Below are 18080 nucleotides of genomic sequence, written 5' to 3' on the forward strand. Positions count from 1 at the left end.
GCTGGGGGGTGGGTTGTACGCGGGGGTGGTCATCCGGCGGGTGCGCTCCCGTCGTGCCGGGGGGTGATGCGGGTGGGACGCGTGGGACGGGTAGGACGGGTGGGGCGGTCCTGATCCGGGTCGAGGCCGGATGCGGGGATCGCGTCCCGCCCGTCGTGTGCTTCGGGTATGTGGGGCCGCGCGAGGGGGGTTACGTCCATGGGGGTTACGTCCATGGGGGCGGGCTCGGTGGTGGGTGTGGCGTCTGTGTGGCTCGCGTCGAGGTCGGTGTCCAGACCGGTGTCCAGACCGGTGTCCAGACCGAAGTCGAAGGAGGCGGACGGGTTGGGGGACGGGGCCGGTCGGGACTCCAGGGGGACGGAGGCCAGGGGGCCGGCGTCTGTGTGGGCTGAGCCCATGTGCAGGGAGTCCATGTGGAGGGAGTCCCCCTGTGCCGCATGGGTCGAATGCGCCGACGCCGTGTAGGCCGCGTCCATGTGGTCGAACTCCATATGGTCCGACACCAGCGGCGTGCCCGATTCGGCGTGCTCGGTCTCCAGATGCTGCTGGGCCTCGGCGAGGCTGATGCCCCGCTGGAAGGCGGCCATCAGTCCCGGGTCGTGCCCGGTCAGGTACTCGGCTTCCGGCCGGGGCGCCGCGGGCCCGTCCCGCAGTTGGGGTGCGATGTGCTCCTGGGCGCGGCGCCGGGGCAGTTGCGGCTTGCCCATGGTGCCGCGCACGGTCCCGGTACGCGGGGTGGGCGGCGCGACCACGTGCTCCGCGACCAACGGCCGGTCGTCGGGCCTGATCCCGGGCACGGCCTCGGCGGGGTTGGCCCGCTCGGCCCGGGCCCCGCGCACGGGCAGGGGCGCGTGCCGACCGGCATCCGAACCGGGGGCACGGCGGTCGGAGCCGGCCTCAGTTCCGTTGGGCGTACCCCCACCGGTTCCGTGGAGATGCCCGCCACGTCGGGGAACAGCACCGGCGCCACTCGACGAGGGCCCGCTCCCGTTCGACACGGCACCGCCATGGGGTACGGCCCCGCCGTCACCCGGCGCCCCGGAGGCACCGTTCAGATGGCCACCGGGTCCAGCTCCATGGCCACCAGGCAGCCCCGAACCGCCGTTCAGGTAGCCGCCGTTCGACAGAGACTCACCACCAGGCCCGCCCCCACCGACACCCGGCACGAAACCACTACCGCCCGCCCCATGCCCGGTGGCCCCGTTCGCCACGGCCCCGGAACCCCTGGAACTCATGGAACCTCCGGACGCCCCGGAAACCACCCCCCGCCCGTTCGAAGCCGGCCCCCCACCCCGCGGCCCCGCCCCGTTCCCGTGCCCGTTGACCCCACTCCCCCCGCGCCCGTTCAGCCCCGCATCCGTAACCGGCGCACCAGCACCAGCCCGAACCCCCCTCCCCCCGGCCGAGTCAAGCCCCCGAGACTCACCCCCGGACCGCGTCTCCGCCGACGCCCCCCGATGCCGAGCCTCATGACCGCCCCGCGCCTCACCCACCCCCGGCAAAGGCCCCCCGGCCCCAACCCCACCCGCACCCGCACTCTCCGGCGGCTGCGCCCCCACCGCCCCCGGCGCCGACCCCAACAACGCCTGCGGCACGACGAGAACGGCCTGTACACCGCCGTAGATATTGGTCTGGAGCCGCACATGGATGCCGTGCCGCTTGGCGAGCTGGGACACCACGAACAACCCGATGCGGCCGTCCGCGAGCAGGCTGGCGACATTGACCTGGTCCGGGTCGGTCAACAGCGCGTTCATACGGTGCTGTTCGTTGACGGGCATCCCGAGTCCGCGGTCCTCGACCTCGACGGCCAGCCCCGAGGTGACGAGGTTGGCGCGCAGCAGGACCTGGGTGTGGGGCGCGGAGAACACCGTGGCGTTCTCGACGAGTTCGGCCAGCAGATGGATGACGTCGGCGACGGCGTGCCCGCGCAGGGTGCCGTCGATCGGCGGCACGAGTTTGACCCGTGAGTACTGCTCGACCTCGGCGATGGCGGAGCGCAGCACCTCGGTCATGGAGACGGGGTTGCTCCACTGCCGCCGTGAGACGGCCCCGCCAAGCACGGCGAGGTTCTCGGCGTGCCGGCGGATCCGGGTGGCGAGGTGGTCGACGTGGAAGAGCCCCTTGAGCAGATCGGGGTCCTCGATCTCGTTCTCCAACTCGTCGAGGATGGAGATCTCGCGGTGCACCAGCGACTGAAGCCGCCGCGCGAGGTTGACGAAGACCTCCAGCTTCTGTTCGCTGCCGGCCTGGCTGGAGAGCTGCGCGGCCTGGACGACGGCGGTGACGGCCCCGTCGTGGGCGCGGGTCAGGTCCGCGGCGAGCAGTTCGAAGTCGTCGGCGTCGTCGGCCGGGCCGCTGCGCGGACCCCGCGCGGGCGGCACCTCGCCGCGCCGCAACCCGTCGACCAGGGCCCGCAGTTCGGCCTCGCGACGGGCACTGCTGCGGCGCAGCGCGCCGACCCGGTCGCTCACCGACTTCGCGGCGCGGTCGGCGGCGACCGCGGCGATCAAAATGCCCGCGAGGGTCACCGAGACCGCGCCGCCCAGCACGCCCCACAGGACGAGGCCGGGCTGCGCCCCGGTGGAGCGGACGGTGAACAGGACGGCCGCACAGCCGCTGAGCGCGACCGCGATCGGCGGGAGCACGGCAAGCCGCAGCAACTGCGGCCGTATGTGCGTCTCGGGCAGCGAGGCGGCCGGGCGGGCGACCGGCCGCCCGTGCCGCCCGCCCTCACGGCGGTCTGCGCGTGCGGCCGGTGCACGGAGGTGAGACATCGGTGTCCTTGTAGTGGTCCGTCGGTCCTGATGGCCGGAGGGTCCCTGGCGGACCCGGGCGGGTTCGCGGTCTCCGGCGCGCGCTCCCACGGGTTGTCGGCTGCGTCCGTGCCGGGCGGGCTGCGCCGCGGCGTGGTCGTCGGTCACCGGCACCCCCGGGGTCCCGGCCGCGGTCGGGCAGGGGGAAGCCCCATCGTGTCGACTCCCTCCTCCGGCTCGCGGCCACGCGCAGTGGGCATGGGTGTGCGTCATCGCGGTGCCGGTCGGAAGAACCGAAGACTTCGGCCCTCCGTTGCCCGGCGGACACTCACAGTAGTCGTCAACGCTTCATGTGCGATGGGCAGTTGACAAAGTCCCACACGGGAGGTCCCACTCTGGTATGAGCCGTCGCACGACAGACCGACAAGACGACCGGACGGGCTCCCCCGAACGAGTGAATACCGATCAGCCCTGTTCAGAAGCGATCCGGAACGAGCGCCGCGGACTCAGGAGGTAAGCGCACCCCAGCCCTCGCGTCCCCCGGTTTTGGCGCACGACAGGCGCCCCGGCAGGCCCCAGCAGACCTCCCGAGCGTTGGCCCGAGCCTTCCTGAATGTCACGGACCGTATCGGCGGGCGGTCTCAGTCACCCAGCCACGGCGCGAGCATCCCACCGCGTTCGAGCGAGCCCAGCACCATCGAGACGTCCACCGACGCGGTGTCCCGCAACCACGTGGAGCGCGTGACGAAGTCGTGCAGGGCGGCCTCGTCCGGGAACGCGGCGAGCACCAGCAACTGCCGCTCGCCGGTGACGAAGCTGACGTACCGCACATGGGCGGAGCACGAGAGCGCGGCCGTCACCGTCCCGACGGCCGCCGGAACGGCACGCACCCACAGCACCGCCTCCACCGGCAGTCCCAGCAGCACCGGTTCGATGACGGCCCGGATCCACACCCGGCCTTCCCGCCGCAGCGCACCGAGCCGACGCCAGGCGGTGGCCTCCGACACCCCGGCGACCCGGGCGAGTTCGTCGTAGGTGCACCGCCCTTCGAGCAGGCAACGCTCACCGGCCGGCGAAGACCCGCCCGCCGGCCCTGCCGGGCGTCAGGCCCGCCTCAGTGCTCGACCACGGCCTCCACGTCCCCCGAAACGGTGGGCAGCGCCGCCCACCCCCCGACCGGAGGCCGAGCCACCGCCCGCCACCAGGGATCGACCACCGGCACCGCACCCGGCTCGAACGGCTCCCCCGGCCGGGGCGAGGCCATCGGGACGCCGGCCTCGTGGGCGAGCAGCATGGTGCGCTCCGCGGGCTCCGCCCAGGGGTGCGTGGCCAGGTTGAACGTCCCCCAGTGGATCGGCAGCAGCACGCCCGCCTTGGCGTCGCCGCCCTGAAGATCGAGGTGGGACCGCACGGCCTCCTCGGGCGTCATGTGGATGTCCGGCCAGAAGTCCGAGTACGCCCCGAGCTGGATCATCGTCGCGTCGAAGGGCCCGAAGGCCGACCCGATGTCCTTGAACCCGTCGAAGTACCCGGTGTCACCGCTGTGGTACACCCGGTGCTCCCCGCTGGAGACGACCCAGGACGCCCACAGCGTGTGCTGGGTGTTGCGCAGTCCGCGTCCGCAGAAGTGCCGGGCCGGTGTGGCCGTCAGGGTGAGGCCGGCGACCTGGGTCGACTCGTGCCAGTCCAGCTCGCGCAGCCGGTCGGCGGAGACGCCCCAGTGCTCCAGGTGGGCCCCGACCCCGAGCGGCACGGCGAACACGGTGTCCGTCCCGGCGAGTTCCTTGATGGTGGGCATGTCCAGGTGGTCGTAGTGATCGTGGGAGATGACCACCACGTCGACCGGTCCGAGCGCGGCGAGCGGCAGCGGGACGGGGTGCAGCCGCTTGGGCCCGGCGAAGGGGAAGGGGGAGCAGCGCTCGCCCCATACGGGATCGAACAGCACCCGGCGGCCGTCGATCTCGGCGAGCACGCTGGAGTGGCCCATCCAGGTCAGCCGCAGCCCGGTGGCGGGCGGCTTGACGAGGTCGGCGAGGGTGGTGGCATGCACCGGGATACGGCCTTCCGGTGCCCGCTGGGGCCGGGTGTCGCCGTCGAAGAAGACCTTGGCGAACTCCAGCGGCGACCCGTCGGGCCGGGTCCTGGCCGCGGTGCCGCCCGGGTTCTGGAAGACGCCGTCCTTGAAGTGGGGGGATCTGCGGATGCGCGCCATGCGCTCACCGCTCGGGTCCGCACCGAAGGCCGCGGGCTGCAGCGCGCGGAGCCCGGAGCTCAGGGAACGGAAGCCGGTCACGGTACCTCCAGATGGAGAAGCTGAGGCATCCATTATGGTCCGCCCCTCTGACAGTGCCGGTTCTGCCCGGTCACAGGGGGAAGGACGCCGTCGGAGGGGATCACGTTGACAGGGCGCGCCGCACTGCCAATACTGACTCCCCGTTCAGTAGCCGTCCCTCACCCCCGGAGCCCGTGTGACCACCCCCCTGCTGTCGCTCACCTGGACCGATCACGTCACCGGACGTCAGGGCTTCCTGGTCGTCGACCGCCTGGTGCGGGGCGTGGCGAGCGGCGGTCTGCGGATGCGCCCGGGCTGCACCCTGGACGAGATCACCGGCCTCGCCCGCGGCATGACCATGAAGGAGGCGCTGCACTACGACCCCGACGCGCGGTACGTCCCGCTGGGCGGCGCCAAGGGCGGCATCGACTGCGACCCCCGGGCCCCGGAGGCGTACGGGCTCCTCGTCCGCTACCTGCGCGCCGTGCGGCCGTACGTCGAGAGCTTCTGGACGACCGGCGAGGACCTCGGTCTCAGCCAGGACCTGGTGGACCGGGCGGCCGCGGAGGCCGGCCTGGTCTCCTCGATCCAGGCGGTGTACCCGCTGCTGGACGACGAGCAGGCGGCCAGGCGGCGGCTCGCGGACGCGTTCGCGGTCGAGGTGGACGGCATCGGCCTCGACGAGCTGGCGGGCGGCTGCGGGGTGGCCGAGTCGATGCTCACCGCGCTCGACCGGGCCGGGGTGCCGTACGCGGGCACACGCGTGTGCGTGCAGGGACTGGGCACCATGGGCGGGGCCACGGCCCGTTTCCTCACGCGCGCGGGGCTCACCGTGGTGGCCGTCGCCGACGTCAAGGGCACCGTCTTCAACCCGGCGGGCCTCGACGTGGAGGCGCTGCTGGCCGCCCGGGACGCCTACGGCACGGTGGACCGCTCCGCGCTGCGCCCCGCCGACCGGGAACTGCCCGGCGACGCCTGGCTGTCGCTGGACGCGGAGGTGCTCGTGCCCGCGGCCGTGTCGTACACGATCGACACCGGCAACCAGGAGCGGATCCGGGCCCGTTGGATCGTCGAGGCGGCCAACATGCCCGTGCTGCCAGCGGCGGAGACCCTGCTGGCCGCGCGCGGGATCACCGTCCTGCCGGACGTGGTCGTCAACTCCGGGACGAACGCCTGGTGGTGGTGGACCCTGTTCGGCGACATCGGCGCGGACGCGGACGAGGCCTTCGCCCACATCCGGCGTTCCATGCGCGCCCTGGTCGGGCAACTGCTGGCCCGCGCGGAAGCGGACGGCACCTCACCGCGCGCCGCCGCGCACGCGCTGGTCGCGGACCGGCTGCCGGTGATCGCGGAGCGGTTCGGCCGGTACCGCTGACCTCGGCACCCGCCGCGCGGTGCCGCACAGGGTGACGGATTAGGGTGACCTCGTGGCAAGAGTGCGGTTGACGGTGGCCGAGCGGCGCGAGGAGCTGCTGCGGGCGGCCGTGGAGCAGATCGAGGCGCGGGGTGTGGCGGCGGTGCGGATCGCCGACGTGGCCTCGGCGCTCGGGGTGAGCAACGCCCTGGTGCTCTACCACTTCTCGACGAAGGAGAAGCTGGTCGCCGCCGCGTTCACCTACGCCGCCGAGGACGACCTCGCTCATCTCCGGGGGCTTCTGAGCCGTCGTACCAGCGCGCTACGGCGGCTGCGGGCGGCCGTGCGCTGGTACGCCCCCACCGGCCAGGCCAAGGGCTGGCGGCTGTGGATCGAGGGCTGGGCGGTGTCCCTGCGCGAGCCGGCGCTCCAGGAGGTCACGCGCAACCTCGACAGCCGCTGGAAGGCCGCGCTGACCGAGGTGATCGCCGAGGGCGTCACCGCGGGCGAGTTCGACTGCCCGGACCCCGACGCCACCGCCCTCCGCCTCACGGCCCTCCTGGACGGCCTCGCCGTCCAACTGACCTCCTACCCGGGCGCGATCCCCCGCTCCCGGGCCCAGGAGTGGGTGGACGAGGCCCTGGCGCGGGAGCTGGGCCTGGACAGGGCGGCGCTCACGGCCTGAAGGGGCCGGGCCGCCCCACCGCGCTCACCGCACCCCGCCCCATCCAGGGCCGCCATCCCGCTCCACGCACCGCTCAGGCCACAGAAGCGATCCGCGTCTTGATGTCGTCCGGGGACAGCACACCCTTGGCCGTCACGTGGTCCCCCGAGGACTCGCCCCGAAGCCGCCGACCGATCCAGGGCACCAGGTAGTCGCGGGCCCAGTGCACGTCGTCCCGCCGTACGTCCAGCGGCCCGCGATGCGGCAGCGGCGGCCACGCCTGGTCCGGGTCGGCCGGGACATCGAGCCCGAGCACCTGTCCCGCGCGGAGCGCCACACGCGTGTGGCCCTCGGGAGACAGATGCAGCCGGTCGTCGTCCCACGCCCGCCGGTCCTGCACGGTCTTGAGGGACCACAGGTCCAGCACCGGGCACCCGTACCGGTCCGCCACGGCCCGCACATGCCCGTTGTACGTGGCGATCTTGCCGCGCAGATGCTTCAGCACCGGCACACCACGCGTGTCGAACCCGGTCGTCACCATGACGGTGCCGCAGACCGCGCTGAGCCGCGCGATGGCCCGCTCGAAGCGCTCGGCGACCTCGTCGGGGTCGGTGCCCGGCCGGATGATGTCGTTGCCGCCGGCGCAGAACGACACCAGGTCCGGTGCCAGTTCGACGGCCTGCGGAAGCTGGTCCTCGACGATCTGGTCGAGCAGCTTCCCGCGCACGGCGAGATTGCTGTAGTTGAAGTCGCCCTCGGGCCGTCGGTCCGCGAGCAGCACCGCGAACCGATCGGCCCAACCGACGAACGCCCCGTCGGGGCCGGGGTCGCCGACGCCCTCGGTGAAGCTGTCCCCCACCGCCACGTACGACCCGATCACTGCTCTGCCGTCATTCTTCGAATCGTCTGTCACAGTCGTTCATGATTCACCTTCGAATGTGACCTACGCGACCGTAGGAAGGGCTTGACGGGCGGTGAGATAAGCCACTCCTAAAGTGTTCGCCAAACGAGGAATAGGTCTCTCAGCAGGACTGTTGACGCTGCGACCGCCACACCCGGAAGTCACTGATCCTGAAGTGGCTCCAGGTGGTCCGGAACGCGAAATGCCCACTCGTGTACGGCGCCGGGTCCGGGTAGTCGAAGACGAGCCGCCCGTTGTCCCACCACCGCACCCGGGAGCCGTCGGACACGATCCGCACCCGGTTGGGCTCGTTCGCGACGAGCAGCGGCTCGGTGTAGTCGTAGATCAGCGGCCGGACGCCGGCCTCGCCGACGTAACGGCGCAGTCGGGTCGTGGTGTTCGTGTTGGCGCCGTATCCGACGTAGTACGTCTTGAGGTGGTCGTACTCCGCGAGGACTCCGCCGCGCCGGGTGGCGAAGAGGTCGTCGGGGGACCGGACGTCGACCGCGTTCCAGAAGTTGTTCAGATCGGACACCCGGTCGTTGACCCCGCCCTCGGAGACGGGCGTGGCCGTGTACTCGATGACGTACGGCCCTTCGAGCCGCTTCCTGAACCAGACCGTGGCGCCGGCGGGTACGTCGACCTCCAGCACTCCCCGCTTCGCGGTGACCGTGCCGCCCTGCTCCAGCTCGACGGCCCACTGGCCGAGACCGTGCCGGAAGTCGTCGTGGGCGAGGAGGCGGCCGTGCCGGGGCGAGGCGCTCGCGGTGGCCGTGGGGGCGAGGGCCGCCAGGGCGGCGCCGGCGGCGAGGGCTCCGAAGGTTCTGCGGGTGGTCGTCATGTCAGAGGACTCCATTCGGAATGCTTGCACTCGGGGGCTTCGCTTGAGGGCTCTGCTGGGGGTGCTTCTTCGAGATGAGGCCGATCAGCCGTTCGGCCACCTTGCGGTGGCCCCGGGCACTGGGATGGACCGTGCCGTTGAAGTCGCCCTGGGCCGCGTCGAGCCAGCCGGTCGTGTCGACGAACTCGGTTCGCCGGTCGGCGAGTTCGTGGACTACGTCCGCGATGTCGGCGGCATGGCTGCCGTCGAAGGGGCGCAGGGCGAGAATGCGGGCGTGCGGCGCGGCGGCCCGGAGCCGTGACAGGTAGGCGCGACAGGCGACTTGGAACTCCGCCGAGCCGAACGCGGTGTCGTTGGTCCCCTGGTTCACCACGATCACGTCGGCCCGGCGATCCGGATCAGCCCTGGAACCGGCGTAGTTCCAGCCGTAGGCGTCCGACGCGGCGGGCACTCCCCCGTTCCCGGTCTGGATCACCCCCTGCCGCCCGAACCCGACCTGCGTGAGCGAGGCGTGCAGGGCGTCGGCGACCAGGGTGGGATAGGCGGCCGTACCGTCCGCGCAGTCGGAGGTGTTCACCTCGCACAGCGCCATGACACCTTGGGTGATCGAGTCGCCGTAGAACACCAACTCACGCTTGCTGAGGACGTGTTGAGACAACAGGTGCCCCCTTATTCCGGTGAGCACCACCCCGCTCTCCAGCGGAGGCGTCCATCGGTTGACGCGCGAGAAGACGTCCTTGACCGAGATCTCGACGGTGTGGGCCCCGCGGCCGTGCGCGACGATCTCCAGGTCCCCCGCGTCGACGGCGTGCACCTCCTTGGGCCCGCCGTCGACCGACACGTGGATCTGCGCGGGCATGGTGACCGACGAGATGTCGAAGAGCGCGTGGACGGTCGTTCCGGAGAAGCGAAAGCGGAGCCGGGAACCGGAGTTGACGGTGACGGCCGCGTCGGCGGTCCGGCTCCAGTGCCCCTCGTAGGCGATACGTCCGTCGTCGGGACGTACGACGTCCGGGGCGCCGGACGCGAGGGCGGGCGGTGTCGCGGCGACGAGCAGCCCCGCGATCGTCGCCGCGGTCGGCAGTGTGCGTCTCATGACGGGATCCGGTCTCCGATCAGGGCCAGGTTCTGGATGGCCGCGAGGGCCCACTGGGCGGAGGAGTTGGTGGAGACCCAGGGGATCTCCTTCGTGGTGCGCAGGACCGTCGGGGTCCTGATCGTGACGGGGTTCCAGTCGTTGGACGGGAAGTAGGTGTCGTTGCCGGTGAAGAACTCGTTCCACGCGCGCGTGGCGAGCGACGGGTCGCTCCTGCGCCGAGCCGCGTACGCCGTGACGCGCGAGTGGGCGGCGGGCAGCGCCGACTTCCAGGTGGAGCCGGTGAGTTGCTTCTTCTGGGCGTCGGTGGCGTTGTAGTACTGCGCGTAGTCGAGCCAGGCCGTACGGAACTCCGGCTCCTCGTCGCCCAGCAGCGACACGATCTCGCTGTTGGTCTCCACGAGCCCGAACACGGCGCTGAGATGGGAGACGTTGACGGCCTTGTCGGTCGTCACCGCGAACTTCCCGGTGTCGGCGTCGAGAAGGCCCGTCCCCGTGAAGAACCCGTTGGGCTGCGCGGCGATCGTCCGCAAGGAGTTGACCAGCTTGGCCTTCGCCTTCGCCGCGCCCGGGCCGCCCCGCTCCCACTCCGTGAGCCAGGCGGCCGAGATTCCGCCCCAGTCGGTTCCGAAGCCGACGGACAGGGCGTGCCGGTCGCCGGGCTCGTAGCCGTCGGTGCGGACCTTGCGCTGGGGGTCGACGGCCAGGAACGTCAGCTCCACGTCGGCGAGTTCGCTCAGCAGGTCGCCGGTGCGTTCGTCACCGGTGAGGAAGTAGTGGAAGCGGCGGTTGGCGGCCGTGGAGATACGGACCTGCTTGGCGCTGTCCGCCCAGTGCTGCACTCCGTGGCGGATGCCGAGGCCCGCCCACTTGCCGAGGTGGTAGACATCGACCTCGCCGGTGTGCCGGGTCATGGCCTCCGCGAACCGGAACACCTCTGCGGAGCCGGTGCGCAGGAAGTGATACCAGAGCCAGAGGTCGGTGCCCAACTCCGAGTTGTCCCAGGCGAATCCGCCGATGTCGTAGCGCCAGACATGCCGGTCGTTGTCGTAGGTGTGCTGGACGTCGCCGTAGTCGAGGAAGCCGTACCAGCGGCGCTCCTCGCGCTGGTCGCGGTAGTAGGCGAACAGGTCGTCGAGGTGGTCCTCGATCACCGCGCGGGCCTTGGAGGAGCGGTCCACTGGCGCCCAGTCCCCGAACACCCCGGCGGAGTGCAGGCGTTGGGGTGTGGCGGTGAGCAGCGGTGGAACGGCCACGGCCTTCGCCTGAGCCGCCAGCTCCGGGGCGGACGGCGTCTTCTCCAGGGCCCAGAAGGTCAGTTCGCTGGTCCGCGCGATGCCGTAGGGCGTGCCGAAGCCGGGCTCGTAGTCCTCGTAGGTGATCTCCAGGCCGCCGTCGGACTGCTTCTCGTAGGTGTCCTGGCCGAGGCCGTCGTGGTAGAAGCGCAGGTCCAGGGGCTGCGCCTCGGGTGAGTACAGCCAGAGCGTGACCTCGGCGGCCTCGGATGCGGCGCCGCGTACGTCGAGCTGGGTGGGGTGGCGCTGCCAGAAGTCCCGTAGCCCGAAGGAGAGTCCACCGCTCGCGCCGCCGACGTACCCGAATCCGCCCGCGCGTTGTCCGGCCGCGGCCGGGATCCAGCCGTACCCGGCCTTGGTGCGTTTGCGGATCTGGTAGCCGTCCGCGGTGGGCTGCGTGAGCGTGAAGTCGCCCCACTGCGGGATGTAGGCCAGCCGGCTCGACACGCGGGTGTCCCAGCCGGCGGTGTCCGGCAGCCGCTCGCCCGCGATCTGCGCGGCCCGTACCGCGGCGCCCGGGTCGCGGCGCAGTCCCGTGATGCCCTGGACGGCCTCGCCGAAGAGGCCGCCGCCGGCGTCGGCGAACCGCACATGGCGGTCGTAGGGCCGGTCGCTCAGGGGGACGGTGAAGCGGACGCCGAGCCCGCGCAGGAAGTCGCCCCGGTCGGAGCCGGGTCTCTGCTCGCCGTCCCAGACGAAGGTGTGCACCAGGCGGAAGGAGTCGGCGCCCGCGGAGAAGGCGAACCGCAGCACGAACGGCAGCCAGGCCCTGCCGCCGTGCCGGTGCCGGCCCTCGACCCGGATCACGGCTCGCACCGGTCCGTCCTGCTCGACCGTGATCGTCTCGATCCGGCCCGCGAAGCTGTCGAGGTCCGCGCCCTCCCGCACGGACTCCTGCCGCAGTGCGACCAGCCGGCCGTCCCGGGCGATCTCGGTCGTGCCGCGTCGGACGGCCCGTACGACGGTGTCGGAGCCCTTGGCGCCGAAGACCGCGGAGATCACGCCGGTCGACACCTCGACCCGGCCGCCGCGGTCCCGGCCGACGGTGACCCGGTGGGTGGGGGCGGCGGGGGCGCCCGCGCTCAGGACGTAGCGGTCGGCCTTCGGCGCGTCGGGCGCGATGGCGTGCGCGGTCCACTTCACCGAGCCGTCGGGCCAGTGGGCGGTGACCCAGCTCTGGACCGGCACCGCGTCACCGCCGGAGGTGGTCAGCGCGAACCGCTGCTCCGGCCGGTGCCTGCCGCGCGCCCATGGCACACCCCAGGTGGTGCCGGCGTGGACCTCGGGCGTGGCGCCCTCCAGCCAGTGGAGCTCGGTGCCCTCGTCGTCCGCCGCGGTGGCGGTGCGGGACAGGGTCCAGGAGAGCGGGGTGAGGGCGGCCGCGGCGGCGGCGCCCTTGAAGACGGTGCGTCGGTCGACGCCGGACACGGTGACCTCCGAAGGCCGTAGAAAGCGCTTGCGCGGCAACGGAGTTCACTGTGTCCCCACCCTCCCCTCCCTGTCGACGCCCTGAGCGTGCCCGCCACAAGAACGCAATGAAGTGATCATGAACGCGGAAACACGGGGGGCCTCGGCGCGGAAACACCGAAGGCCGGACCCGGGGATCGGGGTCCGGCCTTCGGTGGCGCAGGGAGGCGTCGTCAGCCGACGGAGACGCCCTTCGAGCGGAGGTAGGAGACCGGGTCCACGTCCGAGCCGTAGTCCGGCGTGGTGCGGATCTCGAAGTGCAGGTGCGGCCCCGTGACGTTGCCGGTCGCGCCGGAGAGGCCGATCTGCTGCCCCTCGGTCACGGTCTGGCCCGCCGAGACGGAGAGCTGGGAGAGGTGGGCGTACTGGGCGTAGTAGCCGTCGTTCAGCTTGATGACGACCTGGTTGCCGTACGCGCCGCCCCAGCCGGCGGAGACGACCGTGCCGGCGGCCACGGCCTTCAGCGAGGTACCGGTCGGGACGACGAAGTCGACGCCGGTGTGGTACCCGCTGGACCACATGCTGCCCGAGACGCGGTAGCCGGTACCGACGGTGGCACCGGTGACCGGGAGGGTGTAGCCGCTGGAGCTGGTGGTGTCGGAGCTCTGGGTGGCGGCCGTGGAGTTCGACGTGGACGCCTTCGACTCCGTCTTCTCCGCCTTCGAGGAGGACGAGGAAGAGGAGGAGGCCGAGGACTCGGTCCTCGCCGTGCTCGTCTTGGCCTTCTTGCCGATCGACAGCTTCAAGCCGGGGTGGATCAGCGAGGGGTCGTCGCCGACTGCCTGGCGGTTGTCCGCGTAGAGCTTCTGCCAGCCACCGCTGACATTCTGCTCGTCGGCGATCTTCGAGAGATAGTCGCCGGCGCGCACCGAATAGGTGTGCACGGTCGAGGTCTTCGCGGCGTCCTTCTTGGTCGCCGTCCTTTCCGCGGACTTCTCGGCGGCCTGCTGCGTGACCGGCAGCGACTGAACGGCCTTTTCCGGTACGGACTGGGAGGTGGCCGCGTGGGCGCCGGTGGCCCCCATCAGCGGGAGGGCGAGCGCGGCGCCCCCGGTGCCGGCGACGGCGATCGAGCGGGTGAAGCGCTGGGACTTCGGGCGGCGGTGCTTACCCTTCGCGGGCATGGCGAATTCCTCTCCGGCGCCTGCGAGGTGAGCTGTCGGGTTCGGACTGGAGATGCCCGGCCGCGCCGAGACGCGACTTAACCCCTAGCCGTTCCGGAGACCGGAACAGGCGGTACTGCCTGTGGGTCCCCCGCTCCTGCCGTGCACGGGTGAGTGTGTGCGGAATCCGTTCGGCGGCAGGATTGGGCGTCCGACCGGATCGGTGGCGAACGTAAACGAGCAAGACGCAAAGGGACAAGTGAGAGGTTCCCTGTGTATGCGTTCCTGTTGATCCCGTATGAGAATTACCGGTCACCCTGCGTGAATCGGACGCCCTCCATCCGAGCCAAATCCCCTTGAGAACCCCGCGAATTACGTGAACATGACGGGCGACACACCGTCACGGATATGACGCTCCTCACGTCACGAATTCACAGGAACCCTTTTCCCAGAAGGAGTTGGGAGGAAGTCGCCAATTCGGGCACATGCCCTAGATGCGGCGGAGACGGAGAACTGCCGCATCCAGGTCGCCCCGCACATCGACGCGAAGTCCGTGATGCAGCAATACGGCCCCTCGGTGAACTTCGCCCGTTTCGAGGCATTCGTAGGAGGCTGTCGGGTCGAGCCCGCGCAACCGCAGCGCCGGGGCGGACTCGCCGTACTGCTGCGCCTGGAGCCAGGCCAGCACGACGGTCTCGTCACCGAGGACGTACTGCACCGCGCTGAGCCCGCCCCGCGGAGCACGCAGCCGGTACAGGTCGCCGCGCTGCACCAGGGGCCGGATCCGCTTGTAGAGCTCCACCCACTCATGCGCCTCGGCGAGTTCCTCCTCGGTCCACTCCGCGAGGTCCCCGCCGACCCCGAGCACCCCGGCCATGGCGCTCACGAACCGGAACCGCAGCGAGCTGACCCGGCCGTTGAGCTGGGTGTTGGGGCTGTCGGTGACCCAGGCGGCCATCACGCGCGCGGGGTGGATCTGGCTGAAGCCGTGCTGGATGGCGAGGCGGTCGAGCGGGTCGGTGTTGTCGGAGGTCCACACCTGGTCGGTACGGCTCATCACTCCGAGGTCGATCCGGCCGCCGCCGCCCGAGCAGGACTCGAACGCCACACCCGGGTGCGCCGCCCGCAACCGGTCCAACAGGGCATAGAAGCCGCGTACATGGTCGACCCAGAGGCGCTGCGGGTACGGCTCGCCGGGCCAGCCCGCGTCGGTGAAGCAGCGGTTGAAGTCCCACTTCACATAGTCGATCGGGGCACTCGAAAGGAGCGTGTCGAGCTGCTCCCACAGGTACTCCCGCACATCCTCGCGCGCGAGGTTCAGCACCAGCTGATTGCGGAACTCCGTCCGCTTTCGTCCCGCTTGGTACTGCACCCAGTCGGGGTGGGCGCGGTACAGCTCGCTGTCCGGGTTGACCATCTCCGGCTCGACCCAGATGCCGAACTGCATGCCCAGCGCGCACACGTAGTCGGCGAGCGGCTTGAGGCCCGAGGGGAAGCGGTCGGGGTTGGGTGCCCAGTCGCCGAGCCCGGCCCGGTCGCTGGTGCGGGTGCCGAACCAGCCGTCGTCGACCACGAACAGCTCGACGCCGATCGCGGCGGCCCGCCGGGCGAGGGTGCCCTGCTGCTCCTCGGAGATGTCGAAGTTGGTGGCCTCCCAGGAGTTGAACAGCACGGGCCGGTCCTGGTCCGCGTCCGGGATGACGTACGCCCGCTGGTAGGCGTGCCAGGCCCGGCTCGCGCCGCCGAAGCCGCCGTCGCTCCACAGACCCGCGAAGACGGGGGTCGCGAAGGACTCCCCGGCCGCCAGGCTCAGCAGGCCCGAGTCGTCGTACCCGGCGCCGCCGGTGATCTGCACGCGCGCGTCGGGGAGTTGGGCGACGGCGATCCGCCAGGACCCCGACCAGCCTAGGGCACAGCCGTAGACCTCGCCGCGCTCCTCGGTGGCGTCGGTGTCGAGTGCGACCCACGGCAGGTGCTGGTGCCCGGTGTGGCCGCGGCGGCTGCCGATGACCTTCTCGCCGTAGGTCAGGGGGGCCTGCGTGAGCCGGGACTCGGCGGCCCAGCGGCCGTGCAGCTGGGAGAGCCGCCAGGCGTCCTCGCGGTCGGGCAGCGTCCAGGTGGCCGAGTCGGCGCGCAGCACCTCGACCGGCTCCGGGCCGTCGTTGTCCAGCGTCACCCAGCGCTCCACGACGTCGTGGCGCATCCGGTGGTGCAGTGTGATCGCCAGCCCGCCGTCCCGGAACCGCAGCCGCAGTTCGTCGCCCTCGGTGTCGTACCTCTCGAAGGTCCACTCGGTGCCGCGGCGCTCGTCGGTGCGCACGGACAGGGCGGGGCGGGTGAAGCGGGGGCCGCCCTCGACCGGGTACTCCTCACGCCCGTCGAGCTGGGACTCGAAGGGCCAGTACTTCGGCTCCGGCCGGGCGGCGAGGGCCTCGGCGTCGGCGAGGGAGATCCGCGCTCCCCAGTGCAGGTGCAGCAGTTCGCCCTCGGCACCGAGGTGCAGGGCGTAACTGCTGGTCGGCCCGGACAGAATCCACGTACGGCCGTTCTCGGCGATCTCCAGCATCGTGCCCCTCACAGATCCGAACAGGTGCCAACAGGTGTGCTCAGGCACCAACATCATCAACGTCCGCGAGCCCCGTCTGCAACGCCTGTGGAGAACTCGTTGCCGGGCCTGTGGACAACTCATTGCCCCACGAACACATGTCGTATCGTCGAGAGCGTGCCCGCCGACGAGCAGCGCCGGCGGTGCCCGCGGCTGGGAGGAGCCCCCGTGACGCAGCAGATCCCGTCGACCGAACCCGAGCTGGCCGGTGTCCGCAATTTCCGTGACGTGGGCGGACTGCCGACGGCGGACGGACGGCGGGTGCGGCACGGAGTGCTGTTCCGCAGCGGTCACCTCGCGCACGCGACCGAGGCCGACACGGCCTTCCTGTCCTCCCTCGGCCTGCACACGATCTTCGACTTCCGCAACGCGGCGGACCAGAAGCTGGAGGGCCTGGACGTCGAGCTGCCGGGGGTGCGCAATGTGAACCTCCCGCTGAGCGACCCGGCCGACGGCGTCGAGTTCTGGAAGATGGTCCGCGACGGCGAACTCGACCAGCTGCGCGAGATCCTCAGCGACGGCAAGGGCGCGAACCGGATGATCACCGCCTACCGCAAGATCGTCAAGGAGCGCACCGCCGAGCACTCCCAGGTGCTGCGCGCCCTCGCCGAGGACAGCGTCCCGGCCCTCATGCACTGCGCGGCCGGCAAGGACCGCGCGGGGCTCTCCATAGCCGTGACCCTGCTCGCCGTGGGCGTGGAGCGCGAGGCGATCGTCGCCGACTACCTGGAGTCGAACGCCAAGCACCGCCGCTACCGGGTCCGCCGCACCTCGGGCGCCGCCGACGCCTACTCCCCCGAGGTCATGGAGCTGCTGAGCCCGCTGTTCGACGCCCGCACCGAGTATCTGACGGCGGGCTTCGAGACCATCGAGGAGACCTGGGGCGGCGTCGACGCCTACCTGGAGAAGGGTCTCGGGATCACCCCGGAGATCCGCGAGCGGCTGCGCGCCCGGCTGCTCGACTGAGGTATACGGCTACTGCCCCGCGCCCACCTCGAAGAGCAAGTAGATGAAGGCCGCGAAGACGTGCCCGATCACCAGATAGATGATCAGGCGCACCCACAGGGCGCGAGGGAACTTCTCCTCCATGTCACTCATGGCGTCTCTCCAGGGGTGGGGCCCAGGCACAGCGCGGCCGTGGGACTCTGCAACAGGGTGTGGACGAACAGGAGCTCGACGCCGGCGGGGTCCTGGGCGGCGATGCGGTGCGGGGTCAGCGAGTCGAAGTGCGCGCTGTCGCCCGGACCGAGCCGGTGTGTGGTGTCCCCGAGGCGGAGCCTGAGCCGCCCCTCCAGGACGTAGAGCCACTCCTCGCCGGGGTGCACCCGCACGATGTCGCCCTGCGAGCCCTGGGGGACACGGACCCGCAGGGCCTGCATCCCGCGACCGGACGCGCCCGCCTGGAAGTAGGTCCAGCCGCCCGCCTCGGTCGGTTCCATGTCGGCGGCGCGCACCACGGCGTCCCGGTCGGCGACCGACTCACCGAGCAGTTCCGAGACCGTCGTACCGTAGATACGGGCCAGCGCGAGCAGCATCGGCAGTGAGGGCTGGCGCTGCCCGGTCTCCAGCCTGGAGAGGTGGGCGGGCGACAGCCCCGCGGCGGCGGCCGCGGCCTCCAGGGTGAGGGAGGCGCGGCGGCGCAGTGCGCGGAGCTGAGGAGCCACCGAGGGCAGCTCCGTGAAGGCTTCCGGGGAGCTCATGCCTCCATTGAGCCGAAGTTTTGCCTCTG

14 protein-coding genes and 1 riboswitch are annotated in these 18080 nt (G+C 71.4%); of the genes, 3 read left to right on the top strand and 11 right to left on the bottom strand.

Translation table 11 applies throughout. The annotated features are described in order from the left end of the window. Positions 1 to 29: 29 nt before the first annotated feature. The 3 genes from G3I78_RS51860 to G3I78_RS10060 form a co-directional block, all read right to left on the bottom strand. Positions 30 to 2774, bottom strand: coding sequence for an ATP-binding protein (locus G3I78_RS51860; RefSeq protein WP_239157718.1), 2745 nt, complete (start codon positions 2772 to 2774; stop codon positions 30 to 32). Positions 2775 to 3394: 620 nt separating this feature from the next. After that, positions 3395 to 3808 (bottom strand): Lrp/AsnC family transcriptional regulator, encoded by a 414-nt coding sequence (locus G3I78_RS10055; protein WP_164423094.1) that lies wholly within the window; start codon positions 3806 to 3808, stop codon positions 3395 to 3397. Positions 3809 to 3867: 59 nt separating this feature from the next. Next, complete coding sequence (locus tag G3I78_RS10060) at positions 3868 to 5046, bottom strand: MBL fold metallo-hydrolase (protein ID WP_164422572.1); 1179 nt, start codon at positions 5044 to 5046, stop codon at positions 3868 to 3870. 175 nt (positions 5047 to 5221) lie between these two features. Here G3I78_RS10060 and G3I78_RS10065 point away from each other — a divergent pair, with 175 nt between their 5' ends. After that, positions 5222 to 6400 carry a glutamate dehydrogenase gene (locus G3I78_RS10065; RefSeq protein WP_164422574.1) on the top strand — a complete coding sequence of 393 codons (1179 nt, stop codon included), beginning with the start codon at positions 5222 to 5224 and terminating at the stop codon, positions 6398 to 6400. Positions 6401 to 6452: 52 nt separating this feature from the next. Next, entirely contained in the window at positions 6453 to 7064 is a 612-nt protein-coding gene (locus G3I78_RS10070) for a TetR/AcrR family transcriptional regulator (RefSeq protein WP_343243703.1), read from the top strand. A gap of 73 nt (positions 7065 to 7137) precedes the next feature. On the opposite strand, the gene G3I78_RS10075 is transcribed toward G3I78_RS10070, so the two are convergent. The 6 genes from G3I78_RS10075 to G3I78_RS10100 form a co-directional block, all read right to left on the bottom strand. Next, positions 7138 to 7923, bottom strand: coding sequence for an SGNH/GDSL hydrolase family protein (locus G3I78_RS10075; RefSeq protein WP_164422575.1), 786 nt, complete (start codon positions 7921 to 7923; stop codon positions 7138 to 7140). Between the two features lie 142 nt (positions 7924 to 8065). After that, positions 8066 to 8785 carry a DUF6250 domain-containing protein gene (locus tag G3I78_RS10080; protein WP_164422577.1) on the bottom strand — a complete coding sequence of 240 codons (720 nt, stop codon included), beginning with the start codon at positions 8783 to 8785 and terminating at the stop codon, positions 8066 to 8068. A 1-nt stretch (position 8786) separates the two neighbouring features. Further along, positions 8787 to 9881, bottom strand: coding sequence for a GDSL-type esterase/lipase family protein (locus G3I78_RS10085; protein ID WP_164422579.1), 1095 nt, complete (start codon positions 9879 to 9881; stop codon positions 8787 to 8789). After that, positions 9878 to 12604, bottom strand: coding sequence for a Tat pathway signal sequence domain protein (locus tag G3I78_RS10090; protein ID WP_164422581.1), 2727 nt, complete (start codon positions 12602 to 12604; stop codon positions 9878 to 9880). The genes G3I78_RS10085 and G3I78_RS10090 overlap by 4 nt, the downstream gene beginning before the upstream one ends. Before the next feature lie 212 nt (positions 12605 to 12816). Next, positions 12817 to 13767: a LysM peptidoglycan-binding domain-containing M23 family metallopeptidase gene (locus G3I78_RS10095; protein ID WP_164422583.1), complete on the bottom strand. Its 951-nt coding sequence runs from the start codon at positions 13765 to 13767 to the stop codon at positions 12817 to 12819. 4 nt (positions 13768 to 13771) lie between these two features. Beyond that, positions 13772 to 13933, bottom strand: a riboswitch (cyclic di-AMP (ydaO/yuaA leader). A gap of 303 nt (positions 13934 to 14236) precedes the next feature. Then, a complete protein-coding gene (locus G3I78_RS10100; protein WP_164422585.1) occupies positions 14237 to 16312 on the bottom strand; it encodes an alpha-galactosidase in 2076 nt (691 codons plus the stop codon). 207 nt (positions 16313 to 16519) lie between these two features. Here G3I78_RS10100 and G3I78_RS10105 point away from each other — a divergent pair, with 207 nt between their 5' ends. Next, positions 16520 to 17317, top strand: coding sequence for a tyrosine-protein phosphatase (locus tag G3I78_RS10105; RefSeq protein ID WP_164422587.1), 798 nt, complete (start codon positions 16520 to 16522; stop codon positions 17315 to 17317). Between the two features lie 9 nt (positions 17318 to 17326). Here G3I78_RS10105 and G3I78_RS10110 read toward each other — a convergent pair whose 3' ends face one another. Together G3I78_RS10110 and G3I78_RS10115 are read right to left on the bottom strand one after the other, a co-directional pair. Beyond that, positions 17327 to 17449, bottom strand: a complete 123-nt coding sequence (locus G3I78_RS10110) for a DUF6126 family protein (protein WP_164422589.1) — start codon at positions 17447 to 17449, stop codon at positions 17327 to 17329. Further along, positions 17446 to 18051 (bottom strand): XRE family transcriptional regulator, encoded by a 606-nt coding sequence (locus G3I78_RS10115; RefSeq protein ID WP_164422591.1) that lies wholly within the window; start codon positions 18049 to 18051, stop codon positions 17446 to 17448. The genes G3I78_RS10110 and G3I78_RS10115 overlap by 4 nt, the downstream gene beginning before the upstream one ends. Between the last annotated feature and the right edge of the window lie 29 nt (positions 18052 to 18080).

The organism is Streptomyces sp. SID13726, assembly GCF_010548375.1.
Classification (GTDB): Bacteria; Actinomycetota; Actinomycetes; order Streptomycetales; family Streptomycetaceae; genus Streptomyces.